We start from the raw sequence: 16,447 nt of genomic DNA, 5'->3' as shown, positions 1-16,447 counted from the left end.
TTCAGCTTTTATGGCGCCCTTTTCTTTTCACCGAATGAAAGACCGTTTGCTTCGGTTTTCAAATTCATTGCCAATATTTATACAATGCCTGGGTTCCGCTATTTTCTTCACCCATTTTCGCCAACTTTTCGTACATCTGTTTTGCCAAAGTCAAACCGGGTAAGTCAAGATTCATTTTTTCCGCCTCATTTAGTGCAATCGTCATATCTTTAATAAAATGCTTTATAAAAAAGCCGGGACTGTAATCTTCTTTTAATATTCTCGGTGCATAACTGGAAAGAGAAAAACTTGCAGCCGCACCGGTCGAAATTAAATCAACAACCTTTTGAACATTTAATCCAGCTTTTTTTGCATAAATTAATGATTCACAAACACCAATCATTGTAGGAGCAATGGCTATTTGATTTGCCATTTTTGTATGTTGCCCCGATCCTCCTTTTCCAAAATAGGCGATATTTTTCCCCATCAATTGAAAAAGTGGTAAAACAGCATCAAAATCTTTTTGGTCTCCGCCGACCATAATGGCAAGTCTGGCTTCCTTGGCTCCGATATCACCACCCGAAACCGGTGCATCAAGAACGTGTATTCCTTTTTTCTTGCCTTCTTCATATAATCTTTGAGCAAGCGTCGGTGAAGAGGTTGTCATGTCGATAAAATATGTATTTTCTTTTCCGTTCGTGATTAAGCCGTTTTCCCCTAAATAAACTTCTTCCACATCATTAGGTGTTCCAATTATAGTAAACACATATTTTGCCTGGTGAGCAATTTCTTTCGGTGTCGCTGCCCAAATCGCACCTTTGTCTAGTAATTCAGCCGCTTTTTCTTTTGTTCTTGTATAAACATATAACGGGTAACCACCATTTAAAATATGACCAGCCATGCTTTTACCCATTACACCTAATCCTATGAAGCCAACAACTGGTTTTTGCTTATTATCCATTGTCCTTACCACCTCATTTTTTTAAAATCGCTTATAACCTCATTTTATCATATTACATAATTGAAAGGGCGGACTATATAAACAGCCCGCCCTTAACAATATATTATTTATTATTTTGCTAATCCTTCTTTTGTTATTACTTCTGTTAATTCATTCATTGCCAATTCTTCATCGTTTCCGTCAACGATGATCGTAATGTCTGCATCTTTTCCGATACCTAAAGACATAACACCCATGATTGATTTTAAATTAACTTTTTTTTCTTTATATTGTAATGAAATTTCCGACTCGAATTTACCTGCTGCTTGTACTAATAATGTTGCAGGACGGGCATGAATACCTGTTTCTGCGATAACTTTAAATTTCTTTTCAATCATATAAGTCACTCCTCAATCAATTAATTTTAAAGTATGTAAAAACTTGGCATGATTTATTATATCATATCATTTGATAAATTGTTCACTATTTGGAGCTCAGATAAATAAAATTTATTGAATCGATGATAATTTAACCCCATTTCCTATAATTATTCTTCATAAATCATTTTTTTCGTCATCCCTCCGTCTATGGTAATATTTTCTCCACTGATAAAATCATTTTCCGGATTTGCTAAAAATAAGCAAGCACGAGCAATATCAGCTGGTTCGCCAACCCGACCTGACCAATATTGTTTATGGTCGCGCTCAGATAATTCCGATTTATCTCCCGTATGAATCCAACCGGGGCTGACCGAGTTTACGCGAATATGATAGGGACTCAAACTTGCCGCTAAAGCATGGGTAAGGGCAATGATTCCACCTTTGGATGCTGCATACCCTTCTGTATTAGGTTCTGACATAAATGCCCTTGTAGAAGCAATATTAATAATGGAACCGCCTTTTTCTTTCATAAATCTGGCAGCTTCTTTTGAACAAAGAAATGCACTTCGTAAGTTTGTATTAAGCATATCATCCCATTCTGCAACAGACATTTCAAATAATGGAATGAATTTTGAAATACCGGCATTATTAATTATTACATCAATCCCTCCATATTTTTGGATAGTGAATTCGACAAGTCTGCGAATCTCTTCTTCTTTTCTCATATCTGTTTCAACAAAGAAAACTTGCTTTCCAGATGCCAATAATTGTTTTTCCAATGTTTTTCCCGCCTCAACATCTACATCCGCTACAACAACATTAGCGAATGCGTTTGCAAAAGTTTGGACAATGCTCCTCCCAATCCCATTCGCACCACCTGTAACGATAACCGTTTTATTTTGAAACATCGGCCCATTCCTTTCTGTTGATTAATTAGTCAAAGAAACTTTTCGTTGTTAACTATATACTTTACGCCTTGTTAGTCAACTTCACTCTTATTATATGTATAAATCAAGAGTTTTTCACCTACATTGGAAAAAAACAAAGTAAATAGCTAAAAAAAGGGCTGTATAATATACAACCCCTGTGTGATGCTAATCATTTATTTCGCAAAAACGTGGTTACCGATTTTGACTGTAACTTGTTTTGAAAAAATCCATTTGCTTGTACTAGTTTTAGGGTTATAGAAATACAATGAGCCATTTCCTTGCCCTCTAAATGCTAAAGCTTCCTGTACTGCTCTTTTCGATTCAGCATTAGCCGGCTTATTAATTTCACCGTTAGCCACCGGTGAGAATGCATAGTACCCGTTATCAATTTGATAGATTACGTCTCTGACACTGTTTGGAAAATTCGGGTTGTCAACGCGATTCAAGACAACTGTTGCAACTGCAACTTTCCCTGCATATGGCTCACCTTTTGCTTCTGCAGTAACAAGTCGGGCAAGCAAATCTTTGTCACTGCTTGATAAACTGTCAGGCAATGATAGTTTTTGACCCGGATAAATCTTATCAGAGTTTAAGTGATTCATAGACTGGAGGATTTGAACAGGAACTCCATTAGTTTGTCCAATTTTATAAAGTGAATCGCCACTTTTCACTGTGTAAACTGATGCAGCTTCTGTTTGGTTTGTACCGAAACCGATCATCGCAAACATCGCCAGCATTGTGATCATCGTTTTTATTACTCTTTTTCCCATGCTTCAAGAGCACCTCCTATCAATTGTACATATCCTAGGTTAACAAGGAATCTAGTAGACTTCATTAGTAGAGGAATGGCTAATTTACCGTTATTTGCCAAACGGAGGTGCACCGGAAAGGAAAATAATCAACTTCTTGGTTCTTCCATATAATAATAAATTACATTTCCGCCATGTTGGGCAACACCGCGGAAATGTTTAAAGTCCGGGCGCTCAACCAAATATTTACGGAAAGTCAAAAAATCGCTTTTTTCAATTAAACATTCATTTATTTTGCCTGAAGCTAGTTTATCAAGAAGTTCGCGTGCTGTTTCTTCATCCATATGTTATCCCTCCTATGAATCTTTTTATAATGAATAGTGGAAGAAATATTGAAATGTAAAACATCAGTCAGTATAGGAGCAATATCAAAGAACACAATAAATAGCCCACTTCTTGTGACAACGCTTGTGTGAACAATATCATGCCCCCCAGTCTAATTGAACGTAGGCGGGCAACCCCTTTTCCCAACTGTCTTCCCCGTTGACAAAATTTGCCGGGATTTTGTCTATCTCGTTAAAAGTTTCTCGGTTTTTCAACTAAATTTGGCATATGTACTTTACTTTTAAAAAGATCTAGTGCAAACTAATTTATAATTATAATTAATCAAGGGAGAGAAGTAAAATGAGAAAAGCTGCAGTTGGGAATGTAATCGAATTCAAAAATGGTCTTCGTGGTATTGTCGAGAAGGTCAATGAAAACTCTGTCATAGTGAATTTAACCTATATGCAAAATTTCCGAGAAATGGATTTGGATGAAAAAACAGTTGTTAATCACAAAAACTACATAATTGTTGATGAATAACAAAAATGTAGGACGTTCACCGGTATTTGTACACTTTTACTGAAAAAAATTTTCCTTTTTCACACTGCTTCAAAACAACTATCCATAACGACCTCCTCGTAAAATATACAGTGAAAACTTCAATCAGTGGGGAATCTACCTCACTGATTGTTAGTTGAGCCAATAAGGGATTTATGGGTACGCATTTCCCACCCTTGCTTCTTTGATTTATGCGGGAAGATTTAGTGACCGTTCATGCAGAGTACTTTTTCTCCTCACTCCTACTTTATATTCACTACTTTTTTCATTTTTCTCCTTCATAAATTATGCTAAAATATATTTATGTTTTGAAAGGAGCCTCGCAAATATGACAAAGACATTCACTGATTGGAGATTCCTGTTTGGACTTGCCATAGCCCATTTACTAATATTTTTCGCCTTTGATCAAGCAAAAGTTTTTTGGTATATCTTAACAGGCGCTATGCTTTTGTTAATTGCTTACTCGATTTTAAATGAAGATATTGATGATCAATTATCACTCGGACGCTATTTACTTTACGGAGTACTGTCCGGCTTTATGCTCTATGCTATTTTTTGGCTTGGCGATACCATTGTCCGCTTAATCAACTTTACTTATTTTAAAAATCAAATTACAAGTTTATATCATTTATATTCACCTAAAGTGATTTGGCATTTTATTGTTTTAGTACTGATTTTAATACCCGGTGAAGAATTTTTCTGGAGAGGATTTATTCTCAAGCGTTTGCTTAAAGACAACCAAATTTGGCCGGCTGTCATTGTATCTTCCTTCCTTTACGGTTTAGCACAATTATATTCAGGATCAATTGTACTTTTTATAGCCGCTTTCATAGCAGGAATCGTATGGGGAGCTCTTTATGCTTGGAAACGCAGCCTGCCGCTTGTTGTCATCTCACACTTAACTTTTGATTTACTATTGTTTGTCTTTTTTCCATTACGATAATAAAAATATAAGATTTTTTCGGCTTTGATGTATTCCTGTAGCTTTCCTTGTGCATTTATACTTAAAACTTAAAATTTTCCGCTACGTCGAATTTGCTTCCTTGCAAGTAATTTATACTTCCTTATCGTATAAAGAAGGTGTCCCGGTTACCCTGTCCTTTAACCGGGACACCTTTTTGGTATTATCGTATAATTAATAATAAAAGAAAAACTAGACTGATATAACCAAATAAAGGATATAAAAAAGACAGCAAAGTTCCGTAGTCCACCATGCTGATGGCAAATGCAACGGAAAGAATGGCCATTCCAATTGTTAATGTATTCCCCGGTATTTTCCTTTTCACAAACCGCTCTAAACCATATAAATTGCCGACAACCGATGTAAAAATCTCCCCGTAAATGACAATGATAAATAGGAAATGGAATGATGTGGCCAGGGTGTTCACCATGACAGCCATTGGAATTTGAAATTCGGTTAAAGATGGAAGCTGAACCAGGGTGACGTGACTTGAGATCAAAATCAATGTCAAGGCTAGTCCACCGATCACTCCCCCCCTTTTCACAGTCTTCTTATCACCGATTTCGGTGGCAGCCGGTACAAGTACAGCTGTTGCCAAGGAAATATTAAATGCAGCATAAGCAAAACTATCAATAATTGCCCCCCATGTAAAATGAAATCCTTTTGCAACATTTCCCATAAAGTCAGGTAAATGGAAAGCAAGATACGCTAACAGAAAACTAAATAATATTAAAACAGGAACGACAAGCGTATTAACCCAAACCAGCCCCCTTGTCCCAATCAAAAGTACAATTAACGTAAAAATGATGGTAATAAGGATTCCAGCCATTTTAGGTAAATGCAATTGTTCCTGAAACACACTTCCCGCCCCGCTTAACATGACAGATGTTACCCCTACTAACATGACAAACATGATAAGATTAATCACCGGTGCGAAATATGGTCCAAAAATATGTACATTTAATTGTTGAAAACTCCTCGCCTGCAATTCGATCGCCAATAACATGATTTTTACACCAAAACCGATAAAACAAAGGCCGGAAATACAGATACCAATCAAACCCATAAAACCATATTGGGAGAAGAACTCAACAATTTCTTTACCGGTTGCAAATCCTGCCCCAACAATCGTTCCTACATAGATAAAGGCCAATTGAAAAGACTTTTTCCAACTCACCAAACTCCCCCCTCCCTTCATCTTATGCCAAGGAGGACAAGGAAAGAACGGTACGAAATATTTCACAAATAGGTATTTCATCCATCGAAGTACTTGTATCTGACAAGAAAGAACGATACAAACTTTTCACTGTTTATTTAAAATTTTTATGGCAAAATACTTGAAAGTCAAAGATGGTCAAAGTATAATATAGTCAGAAGGTCAAGGATAGTCAAAGTCAAACAACTGACAGGTTATATACTTCATAAAGAAAACTCGGCGACTGCCGAGCCTTTAGGTGAGAGCAGAGCCGTAGTTCAGCGAAAAAACATTTTCGCTTGCGAGGTAATGCTACCGAAGTCTTTCAGTGCACTTATGCGTTAGGAAAGTAGAAATTGAAAAATTTATACTTTCCTATTAGCTAAATAAAAATAGATAATTCTTTTAGTAAGGAGGTTTGCACGATGTTATGTCAAAAATGTCATAAAAATGAGGCAAACATTCATTTACAATTTTACGTAAATGGAAAACAAACTGAATATGCTTTATGTCAAAAATGCTATCAAGAGGAACAAGAAAAATTAAATTCTTCTTTGAAAAATTTCATGGGAAATGCAAACCCGTTTTCACAAATGTTTGGAGGTTTTGTTCCGTTTGGCAGCCCAATTGATGGTCAAAATGGGGTAAAAACGCTAACTCGGCAAACATCCGGCGGTCGTGGTGGCTTCCTTGATCAATATGGAAAAAACTTAAATCTTGAGGCAGAAAATGGCAAAATTGACCCGGTTATTGGTCGGGATGAAGAAATTAAAAAAGTAATTGAAATTTTGAACCGTCGTAACAAAAATAACCCGGTGTTAATCGGAGAACCTGGCGTTGGTAAAACAGCAGTTGTAGAAGGTTTAGCCTTAAAAATTGTTGCAGGCGATGTTCCGATGAAACTTCGGGGAAAACAAGTTTACCTGCTCGATGTCGCATCCCTCGTTGCCAACACCGGTATACGCGGACAATTTGAAGAACGAATGAAACAATTAATTGCCGAAGTACAAAATCGACCGGAAGTGATTCTGTTTATCGACGAAATTCATTTGATTGTCGGTGCCGGTTCTGCGGAAGGTTCCATGGATGCAGGAAATATTTTAAAACCAGCTCTTTCCAGAGGTGAACTGCAATTAATTGGTGCAACAACCTTGAAAGAGTATCGTCAAATTGAAAAAGATGCAGCTTTGGAACGGCGTTTTCAACCGGTTCAAGTTCATGAACCTTCAGTCGATGAAACAATTACAATATTGATGGGATTGAAACCGAAGTATGAAGAATATCATCAAGTAAAATACTCTGACGAAGCCGTTCGTGCTTGTGTCAACTTGTCTCATCGCTATATTCAAGACCGCTACTTACCGGACAAAGCGATTGACTTACTTGACGAAGCCGGTTCTAAATTGAATCTCGAATCAAAAACATTAACACCGGCTTATATTGAAGAACGCTTAAAACAAATTGCCGAAGAAAAACAACAAGCCCTACAAGCTGAAAACTATGAACTGGCTGCAAAATTACGTGATGAAGAACAAACACTGGAAAATCAGGGCAGCCAAGCAAAAGATGCAGCTACACCAATTATCAATGTTGATTTGATTCAACAAATTGTTGAGGAAAAAACCGGTATCCCGGTTGGCAAAATCCAAGCCGATGAACAACAAAAATTAAAACATATTGAAGAAAACTTAGCTGCAAAAGTAATTGGTCAGGCCGATGCGGTTCGTCAAGTAGCTAAAGCCATTCGCCGCAGTCGGGCCGGATTAAAAGCAAAAAACCGTCCAATCGGTTCGTTCCTCTTTATCGGTCCTACCGGTGTTGGGAAAACTGAATTGGCCAAAACCCTTGCCGAAGAATTATTTGGTACAAAAGACGCAATGATTCGCTTGGACATGAGTGAATATATGGAAAAACACAGCGTCTCTAAATTAATCGGTTCACCGCCTGGCTATGTTGGTCATGAAGAAGCAGGTCAATTAACGGAAAAAGTCCGGAGAAATCCGTATAGCTTAATATTATTGGATGAAATCGAAAAAGCACATCCGGATGTTTTACACATGTTCCTGCAAATTTTGGATGACGGGCGTTTAACAGACAGCCAAGGTAGAACCGTAAGCTTTAATAACACGGTTATTATTATGACAAGTAATGCAGGTCAACATATAAAGGATATTCGCGTCGGTTTCGGTATATCCGATCAAACGGATGAATCATCAGTAGTTGAACAATTACGTGATTACTTCAAACCGGAATTTCTAAATCGGTTTGATTCCATTGTTCGATTCCATTCATTATCAAAAGAAGATTTGTTACAAATTGTCGATTTAATGTTAGCTGAAGTTGTAAATCAATTAAAAGAAGATAATAAAACAATTACTGTTAGTCAGGAAGTGAAAGAAAAACTGGTTGACCTTGGCTACAACCCTTCTTTCGGTGCACGGCCATTACGTCGGACCATTCAAGAGCAATTGGAAGATAAAATTGCCGATTTCATTCTCGATGAACCGGACGTACACCATTTGAAGGCAACACTTGAAAATGGCAAAATCGTTATAAATGCTGAGTAAAAAAAGGTATGGAATCGTTATTGATTCCATACCTTTTTTATGAAGAATCCCCTTTTTTTGTCAATCATGCTAATGTCCCAGAATATAGGGTATTTATGAAAACACCCGCTAGTCGAGAGAATGGAGTTGTTATGAATTAATTTCCGTTCTTCCTATGCTGTTAGGGAAGAAAGATCAGGGTGGGCATTTATACTAAAACTAGCGGTGGGGTACTCCCTGATCTTAGGAATTCGAAAAAAACGTTGATATTTATTTAGTAAATTGTCTAGTTCTTGGCTAGACTTTAACGTCTTTTCATTGGTAAAGCCATATTGTTTAGCTATTTCAATCATTTGTTCACGTTTTTTCTTAATCTGTTCTTCCATTTCTCTTTTGGTCATTTCTTCATCCACTTTTGTAATCCTCCTACTTTATCCTCTCATCCAATAAAATTTTGTTCCTATGACATTTAACCAAAATTATTACATAATGTAAAGAGAATCGGCAAAAATAGACAAAATATTCCCTTTTCACCTTATTTATTGAGATTACATCCCCATTAATTTAGTGTCACTATATTTCCAGACAATATAGAATGTTAAATTCCTTTTACAAGCAGGATTGAATTTTATAGAAATAGTAACCTACTTATAATTTATATCGGCAAATAATGAATGTATAATATATTATTAGTTATTTCTTAAACCGCCTCAAGAACAGTTATTAAAATAAAAATAGGAGGTTTTTCCATTGAGTAAACAGCGTGATTATTATTTTGATAATGGAAAGTTCCTGTTAATTTTCTTTGTTGTGTTTGGCCATTTAATTCGTTCCTATATTGAAGATAATGAAATTTTATATGCCCTGTATAAAACAATCTATTCCTTTCACATGCCGGCTTTTATATTGGTATCCGGCTATTTTGCCAAAGGATATTTTGAAAAAGGATATTTCACGAAATTAGTCAAAAAATTGCTCGTTCCATACTTGATTTTTCAAATTATTTATTCGGTATACTATTATTTCTTACTTAGTGAGAAAAGCTTATCCATTAATATATTTAATCCTGAATGGTCTTTATGGTTTTTAGTTAGTTTATTTTGCTGGCATTTGTTATTGCTATTATTTGCAAAAATGAATCAGCCTTTTGGGTTTATCCTTTCTATAATCATTGGAATTTTGATTGGATATATTGATTTTATTGATGAGTATTTGAGCCTTTCCAGAACTTTTGTCTTCTTCCCGTTCTTTCTGCTCGGTTATTATTTAAAACGGAAACATTTTTATTGGTTAAAATCGAAAGTCGCTATAAGTTCTGCTACTATTATTATAACTTCGGTGTTTGTCCTTTTCTATCTGTTTCCTTTAATGGATTTTGAATGGTTATTCGGTTCTAAGCCATACAATCATTTTGAGACAGATATGACTTTCGCATGGTTGCAAAGACTGTTCATTTATGGAGTCAGTTTAATTACCTTATTTAGCTTTTGGGCATTCGTTCCAAGACAGCATTATTTCTTTACAAAAATTGGAAAATACACGTTGTATATCTATTTATTACACGGTTTTATTATTAAATATTTTCGTGGTTCAGATTGGGAAAAGTGGATTGCTAAAAATCATTCCGTTTGGATTTTAGCAGTTTTCGCTCTCAGTTTGACTTTACTGTTGTCGAGTAAATTCGTGCGTGTCCTGACCCAACCGATTATTGAATTTAAATTAGCAAATTGGTTTTCCTTGTTTAAACAATTTAACAGAAGATTATTTTCATAGTTGATTTATAAGGAATACATGCAGCTTATTCTTCTATGCTGCTTTCTCATTGACTAAAATCTTCAAGTGAGTGTTTGACACACGAGTAATAGTGGTAATCATACCTAGCAAGCAAAAAAGATTTATGCTAGTATAAGGGAGTGGATTTTTTAGTGAACTTTGGTTAATCCATCTAATCAATGATGTAAATCTTTTTGAAGCAGGTGAAATTTGTTATGTGTGGTTTTATTGGCTGTGTCCATGAAGAGGCACAGAGTTACAGCAACGAACAAATCAATCAGTTTAAAAAAATGAACGATATCATTACCCATCGCGGTCCCAATGATGAAGGTTTCTTTTATGATGAACATGTTCAATTCGGGTTTCGGCGATTAAGTATCATAGATCTCGATAATGGACACCAGCCGCTCTCCTATGAAAATGAGCGATACTGGATTATTTTTAACGGCGAAGTTTACAACTATATTGAAATTAGAGATGATTTAATTAAGCAAGGACTCTCTTTTGAAACAGAAACAGATACTGAAGTGGTGATTGCTCTATACAGTCTGGAGAAAGAAAAGGCCGTAAAAAAACTTCGCGGCATGTTTTCATTTGTCATATGGGATAAACAAGAAAAAACATTATTTGGTGCAAGAGATCCGTTTGGAATTAAACCGTTTTTCTATTGTTTGGATGGTGACCGGATGTTTTTTGGCTCTGAAAAGAAAAGTATCCTTATGGCACTTGAAAATGATGTATTAGATTTTGAAGCATTGCAACATTATTTCACTTATCAATTCGTACCGGAACCCCTCTCCATGCATGAGGGGATAAAAAAACTGGAACCCGGCCATTATTTTACAAAAAAAATTGGCGAACCAATCGATATCAAACAATACTGGCGTGCTTCATTCCATCCGGTACATAAATCGGAGGAAGAATGGATCAAAGAAATACGTGAAGTATTATATGATTCGGTCCGTTTACACATGAGAAGCGATGTTCCGGTCGGATCCTTCCTGTCCGGCGGGATTGATTCGTCAATCATCGCTTCCATTGCAAAGGAATTTCACCCATCCATCCAAACATTCTCGGTTGGCTTTGAACGGGAAGGATATAGTGAAATCGATGTAGCAAAAGAAACAGCAGAAAAAATCGGTGTTGAAAATATTAGCTATGTTATTACACCGGAAGAATATATGAAAGAGTTACCGAAAATTATGTGGCATATGGATGACCCGTTAGCAGACCCGGCTTGTGTACCGCTTTATTTTGTCGCCAGGGAAGCAAGTAAATATGTGACTGTTGTCCTTTCCGGAGAAGGTTCTGATGAATTGTTCGGGGGTTATAATATATACCGTGAGCCACAATCGCTGAGGGTGTTTAACCGAATGCCCGGATTTTTAAAATCATTTTTAAAATTAATTGCACAAATCATGCCTGAGGGGATGCGTGGGAAGAGCTTTATTGAACGCGGTGTAACACCGATGGAAGATCGGTATATCGGTAATGCAAAAATGTTCACTGAAAAAGAAAAGCGGAGTCTGCTCAATGTGTACAATCCAAATATTAATTATCTTGATATCACACGCCCTTTATATGAAGAAAATAAAGGTAACGACCCGGTAGAACGAATGCAACATATTGATATCCATACATGGCTTCGCGGCGATATTTTGTTAAAAGCGGATAAAACGACGATGGCCCATTCATTGGAATTACGCGTCCCATTTATGGATAAAGCTGTTTTTGAGGTCGCTTCAAGAATCCCATCAAGCTTAAAAACAGCCAACGGAACAACAAAATATATTTTACGGAAGGCAGTTGAAGGGATTGTTCCTGACCATGTCTTAGATCGAAAAAAACTTGGCTTTCCTGTTCCAATCCGCCATTGGTTAAAAAATGAAATGAACGATTGGGCAAAAAATTTAATTAAGGAAAGTGATACAGATCATTTAATTAACAAAAAGTATGTGCTCGATTTACTGGATGCCCATTGTGCGGGAAAAGGCGATTACAGCCGGAAAATCTGGACTGTTTTAATGTTTATGCTTTGGCACCAAATTTATATTGAAAAAAAATATTCCTTTGAACAGGAAGTCTTACGTGAAAAAAGTCCGGTAAAAGCGAATTAATGTCCACGACAAAAGACAAGGCAGTAACAGGAATCATCCATCTTGTTACTGCCTTTTTGGATAGATAAAGCATAGGAAAGTTAATTCACATGTTCTTTTTTCAAATACTTATTCAAACGGTAATATGGTTATTGCCTGACTTCCCATTTGCACCCATGCCTCTTTGAAATCTTGGATGGGTGCTGTTTTATTTTTAATCCCTGTCAATGGATCATTAAAATAAATAAATTGATCATCATATCCTGTGACTAAGACGGAATGCTCTTTACTCGTCACCTTTACCGCACCTGATGGCGTTTCCCATGTTTGAAACAGATCCTCGGAAATTTTTTGATAAGCGGTATTTATAATGACCCAAACCGGTTGTTCTGCGGATAACGGAATCTTTAATTTTTCAAAGTCGGAACCGGTCATATCTATAATTCTCCCCGGTAAATACTGTTCCGCCAACTCTCGGATCGGCTCATGAAAAACACCGAGACCCGGATTTTGTAAGTTATACATATCGCCAACAAAACCATCATGTGGATTTCCGAAATGCACCTTTCCTCCTGAGACGGAATAAGGGGTCGGATCCTTTTTCACCTCATTCGCCAGCGTCATTTTATCAACATTTTCACCGGCAAATTGAAGCAACATGGCCAAACTTGTTACTTCACATCCTCTTGGAAGTTCCGGGTATTGCTTAATCAAAGGTGCATCAATAATGACCGATCCCTTTATTTTTACAATGGAAAACTCATTCAATACTTCCTCTTCTCTTTGATTTTGACTATTGTTGATTCCAATTGCATTAGCAATATACTCAAATTTTCCATCCTTAACAAAATTTATTAGAAAAAGCGAAAAGACTACGAGGAGAAGACTAAATCCCAAGAGTATCCCTTTTTTTGTCCTTAAAAAAAATTGACAAACGAACAGTAAAATTAATAATAATAGAAGTAGCATGATATCCTCCAAGTGCCTATCCATTTTCATATACTCGGTCACACGTCTAAATCCAGCCATAAATTTCATGGTTTAAAAGGAACCTGCACAATCAGTCACACGATTAAATCAGCCAATAATCACCCGTTCTTTCGGATAATGGAAATTTTCCTTTTTCTCCTTCCCACCAATCATTAATAAAAATGTCAAAATGCCGACACGACCAATAAACATAAGCAACATAATGATAATTTTTCCAATGTTCGATAACTCAGCGGTAATCCCTAGCGACATACCGGAAGTTCCAAAAGCCGAACAAACTTCAAATATTAGGGTGATTACCGGAACATCTTCAGTAAAGCATAATAAGACAACTGAACCAAAGCAAACCATTACAGCAAAAATGGATACAACAAAAGCTTTTACAACATCCCCTTCATGAATTTCCCTTTTAAATATTTTTATTGCTTGATTTCCTCGGGAATAATGATAAAGAAATAAAATAATGATGGCAAACGTCGTTGTACGAATACCGCCACCAACCGAACTGGGAGAAGCACCAATAAACATTAAACAACTCAATAACATTAAAGTGGCATCCGACAAATGCGTAAGGTCAAGTGTTACAAGCCCACCGCTTCTTGTTGATACCGATTGAAAAAACGCATAAAACAATGATTCATGCCAGATTTTATCATGTAAAAAATGATTCCACTCAAACAATAAAAAGCCGAGACCCCCGAATAGAACCAAGATTAAATACATAAGTGTTGCGATTTTTGTATACAAAGTAAAATGAAAGGTCTCTTTCCTCTTTTTAAAGTAATTCACAACTTCGATTAAAACCGGAAATCCAATGGCACCTAAAGTAATTAAAACCATATGGATAAATTGAACAAAATAATCGTTGGCAAAAGGAATTAATGAAGATCCGGTAATATCAAATCCAGCATTCGTTGTAGCCGTGACCGAAGAAAATAATCCATGCAAGTATGCTTCCTGCCAAGTTGGGTAATAATTCAAATAGTATGTTCCTAATATAAGTGCACCCATTAATTCAATCATAATAAAGACGACAAGCAGTTGCTTCAACAAGCGGACGAGTCCGGATAGATTCATTTGGTTCTGGTCGGTCATGATTAATCGCCGTTCCCTTAGCCCGATTTTTTTCCCTAATACGATCCAGAAAAAGGTGCCTAAAGCCATGATACCGACACCGCCAATTTGTAAAATAAAAATAAGGATAAAAAGTCCGGTGGTTGTAAACGTCTCGGCAAAATTTACCGTAGTCAATCCGGTTACACTTACAGCACTGACAGCCGTAAAAAGGGCATCCATAAACGTCCAGTGTGCATGGTTCTTAATAGCCACCGGTAAACACAATAACAGTGTGGAAATGATAACGACGATGATATAATAGCCGACAATCATTTGGGCAGGTCGTAAGTTGTTCATTAAAGTTTGAAATTTTTCCCGCATTTAAAAGTCCCTTTCAAGTAAAAACTATTGTTCATAATGGAAACTATACAGTTTAAAACAGTATGTACCACCTTATTTTATCTAACTTAAGAATGGTAGTCAAAACTTGCCATAAATGTTCCCACTTAACCGATCCATACTAAAAATAAATCGGAAAAAAGGTGGTGAATAACATGGCTCGTTCCTCAAATAAATTATTAGTACCTGGTGTTCAGCAATTTCTCGACCAGGTAAAATATGAAATTGCTGAAGAGTTTGGAGTTCAACTTGGCGCAAATACTGTATCACGCGCAAACGGATCTGTTGGCGGTGAAATCACGAAACGTCTCGTCCAGCAAGCACAATCACAACTTTCTAACAAAAATGAATAAAACTTGAAAAAAAGAAAAGCCCATTCAATAAACGGATGGGCCTTTCAATTTGTTCATATGTTATCAGTAGCTACTGTTTACCTATTCATGGTAACAAAAGCTGATTCTTTTGTTTTCAAAAAAGTACGCAATTATTCGGCTTTCGATTGAGGTTTTTCTGCTTTACGTTTCTCCACTTCTTGTGCCACAGATCCTTTTTTCTTAGAAATGAAATAACCTCCGACAGCTATCCCAAGCAAGACAACCCAGAAGATCGTTTTCCATAGGCCTAGTTCCGGAAAATGTTCGTCTATTATCGCTACACCCGGATGCGCCAACGTATGGACAGCCAATTTCACACCTACCCAACCAACGATGAGGAATGCGGCATCCTCAAGAGTCGGGTACTGATTGAGTAATTTAACAAACCATGTTGCAGCAAATCGAATAATGATGAGACCAATCAGTCCGCCCATGAACATAACCATAAATTGACCGCCATTGATCCCGCCGATAGTAAAGTCACCAACCGGCCGCAATGTTACCGCCAATGCAACGGCAGCAAGCATGGAGTCGATTGCAAAGGCAATATCAGCCAATTCTACTTTTGCGACGGTTGCCCAGAATCCGCTTTGTTTATTTCTCGCAGTTACTTTCACTTTATCGGTTTCTTTTCGCTTTTTGATAAAGTGATGAATCATAATGTATAGCAAGTAAAGCGCACCGATTGCTTGAACTTGCCATACGTCAACGAGAAAAGAGATTAAAAACAATGTGGCAAAGCGAAAAACAAAAGCACCCAGCAAACCGTAAAACAAGGCCCGTTTCTGTTGTTTATCGGGTAAATGTTTCACCATAACAGCCATAACCACTGCATTATCTGCTGCCAAAATTCCTTCTAAGCCAATCAGGACCAATAAAACCCAACCATATTCTAATAAAATTGAAATATCCATTGAATCCCCTCCATCCATATTTTGTACCTTCATCGTTTTTTTCTGTAAAAAAAGATTTGGAAACATAAAAAGACCTTTGCCAACTTTAACTTATAAGTAAAAGTCAGCAAAGGTCTTGCGTAGCACTTTTATATGCCAACAAAGCCGGAAGCATTTACGCTACGAAATGACGACTTTGTTTCAGGATTTCCCCTTTACGCTACTCCCCTTTACAAGAAAGAGTATATATGTTTTTCACTCTTAATTACAATGTGAATAAGGATATTTATGTTTTTATTATAAAT

The 16,447-nt window shown here is 36.7% G+C and carries 16 protein-coding genes; 6 read left to right on the top strand and 10 right to left on the bottom strand.

What is annotated here, in order from left to right; all coding sequences use genetic code 11:
- Positions 1–64: 64 nt before the first annotated feature.
- From NSQ14_RS07095 to NSQ14_RS07075, 5 genes are all read right to left on the bottom strand, one after another.
- Entirely contained in the window at positions 65–940 is an 876-nt protein-coding gene (locus tag NSQ14_RS07095) for an NAD(P)-dependent oxidoreductase (protein ID WP_034769453.1), read from the bottom strand.
- A 110-nt stretch (positions 941–1,050) separates the two neighbouring features.
- Positions 1,051–1,317, bottom strand: a complete 267-nt coding sequence (locus NSQ14_RS07090) for a phosphocarrier protein HPr (protein ID WP_034769450.1) — start codon at positions 1,315–1,317, stop codon at positions 1,051–1,053.
- A gap of 149 nt (positions 1,318–1,466) precedes the next feature.
- Complete coding sequence (locus NSQ14_RS07085; protein ID WP_346217040.1) at positions 1,467–2,207, bottom strand: glucose 1-dehydrogenase; 741 nt, start codon at positions 2,205–2,207, stop codon at positions 1,467–1,469.
- A gap of 194 nt (positions 2,208–2,401) precedes the next feature.
- The gene (locus NSQ14_RS07080) at positions 2,402–2,998 is read right to left on the bottom strand and encodes a cell wall hydrolase (protein WP_034769441.1); all 597 of its coding nucleotides are present in this window, start codon (positions 2,996–2,998) and stop codon (positions 2,402–2,404) included.
- A gap of 128 nt (positions 2,999–3,126) precedes the next feature.
- A complete protein-coding gene (locus NSQ14_RS07075) occupies positions 3,127–3,321 on the bottom strand; it encodes a hypothetical protein (protein ID WP_034769438.1) in 195 nt (64 codons plus the stop codon).
- Between the two features lie 340 nt (positions 3,322–3,661).
- Here NSQ14_RS07075 and NSQ14_RS07070 point away from each other — a divergent pair, with 340 nt between their 5' ends.
- Together NSQ14_RS07070 and NSQ14_RS07065 are read left to right on the top strand one after the other, a co-directional pair.
- Complete coding sequence (locus NSQ14_RS07070) at positions 3,662–3,841, top strand: YkvS family protein (RefSeq protein ID WP_034769436.1); 180 nt, start codon at positions 3,662–3,664, stop codon at positions 3,839–3,841.
- A 346-nt stretch (positions 3,842–4,187) separates the two neighbouring features.
- On the top strand, positions 4,188–4,802 hold the full coding sequence (locus NSQ14_RS07065; protein WP_034769433.1) for a CPBP family intramembrane glutamic endopeptidase: 615 nt from the start codon (positions 4,188–4,190) through the stop codon (positions 4,800–4,802).
- Positions 4,803–4,983: 181 nt separating this feature from the next.
- Here NSQ14_RS07065 and NSQ14_RS07060 read toward each other — a convergent pair whose 3' ends face one another.
- Positions 4,984–5,997 carry a YkvI family membrane protein gene (locus NSQ14_RS07060; RefSeq protein ID WP_320060684.1) on the bottom strand — a complete coding sequence of 338 codons (1,014 nt, stop codon included), beginning with the start codon at positions 5,995–5,997 and terminating at the stop codon, positions 4,984–4,986.
- A gap of 443 nt (positions 5,998–6,440) precedes the next feature.
- On the opposite strand from NSQ14_RS07060, the gene NSQ14_RS07055 reads away from it, so the two are divergent.
- Positions 6,441–8,582, top strand: a complete 2,142-nt coding sequence (locus tag NSQ14_RS07055) for an ATP-dependent Clp protease ATP-binding subunit (RefSeq protein ID WP_034769431.1) — start codon at positions 6,441–6,443, stop codon at positions 8,580–8,582.
- 152 nt (positions 8,583–8,734) lie between these two features.
- Here the strand turns inward: NSQ14_RS07055 and NSQ14_RS07050 are convergent, their stop codons facing one another.
- On the bottom strand, positions 8,735–8,974 hold the full coding sequence (locus tag NSQ14_RS07050; RefSeq protein ID WP_051989048.1) for an aspartyl-phosphate phosphatase Spo0E family protein: 240 nt from the start codon (positions 8,972–8,974) through the stop codon (positions 8,735–8,737).
- Between the two features lie 337 nt (positions 8,975–9,311).
- Here NSQ14_RS07050 and NSQ14_RS07045 point away from each other — a divergent pair, with 337 nt between their 5' ends.
- Together NSQ14_RS07045 and asnB are read left to right on the top strand one after the other, a co-directional pair.
- Positions 9,312–10,334 (top strand): acyltransferase family protein, encoded by a 1,023-nt coding sequence (locus NSQ14_RS07045; protein ID WP_095141673.1) that lies wholly within the window; start codon positions 9,312–9,314, stop codon positions 10,332–10,334.
- Positions 10,335–10,549: 215 nt separating this feature from the next.
- Positions 10,550–12,451 carry an asparagine synthase (glutamine-hydrolyzing) gene (gene asnB / locus NSQ14_RS07040; protein ID WP_041845346.1) on the top strand — a complete coding sequence of 634 codons (1,902 nt, stop codon included), beginning with the start codon at positions 10,550–10,552 and terminating at the stop codon, positions 12,449–12,451.
- Between the two features lie 108 nt (positions 12,452–12,559).
- On the opposite strand, the gene NSQ14_RS07035 is transcribed toward asnB, so the two are convergent.
- Positions 12,560–13,399 (bottom strand): C39 family peptidase, encoded by an 840-nt coding sequence (locus tag NSQ14_RS07035; RefSeq protein ID WP_342020060.1) that lies wholly within the window; start codon positions 13,397–13,399, stop codon positions 12,560–12,562.
- A gap of 108 nt (positions 13,400–13,507) precedes the next feature.
- Positions 13,508–14,857, bottom strand: coding sequence for a TrkH family potassium uptake protein (locus NSQ14_RS07030; RefSeq protein WP_095141671.1), 1,350 nt, complete (start codon positions 14,855–14,857; stop codon positions 13,508–13,510).
- Positions 14,858–15,030: 173 nt separating this feature from the next.
- On the opposite strand from NSQ14_RS07030, the gene NSQ14_RS07025 reads away from it, so the two are divergent.
- Positions 15,031–15,228 (top strand): alpha/beta-type small acid-soluble spore protein, encoded by a 198-nt coding sequence (locus NSQ14_RS07025; RefSeq protein ID WP_034769427.1) that lies wholly within the window; start codon positions 15,031–15,033, stop codon positions 15,226–15,228.
- A gap of 131 nt (positions 15,229–15,359) precedes the next feature.
- Here NSQ14_RS07025 and NSQ14_RS07020 read toward each other — a convergent pair whose 3' ends face one another.
- Positions 15,360–16,163 (bottom strand): TerC family protein, encoded by an 804-nt coding sequence (locus NSQ14_RS07020; RefSeq protein ID WP_251245603.1) that lies wholly within the window; start codon positions 16,161–16,163, stop codon positions 15,360–15,362.
- Positions 16,164–16,447: the final 284 nt, after the last annotated feature.

Source organism: Caldifermentibacillus hisashii, from assembly GCF_039654145.1.
In the GTDB taxonomy this organism is placed as follows: domain Bacteria; phylum Bacillota; class Bacilli; order Bacillales; family Caldibacillaceae; genus Caldifermentibacillus; species Caldifermentibacillus hisashii.
This window is presented reverse-complemented; position numbering and strand designations above follow the sequence as displayed.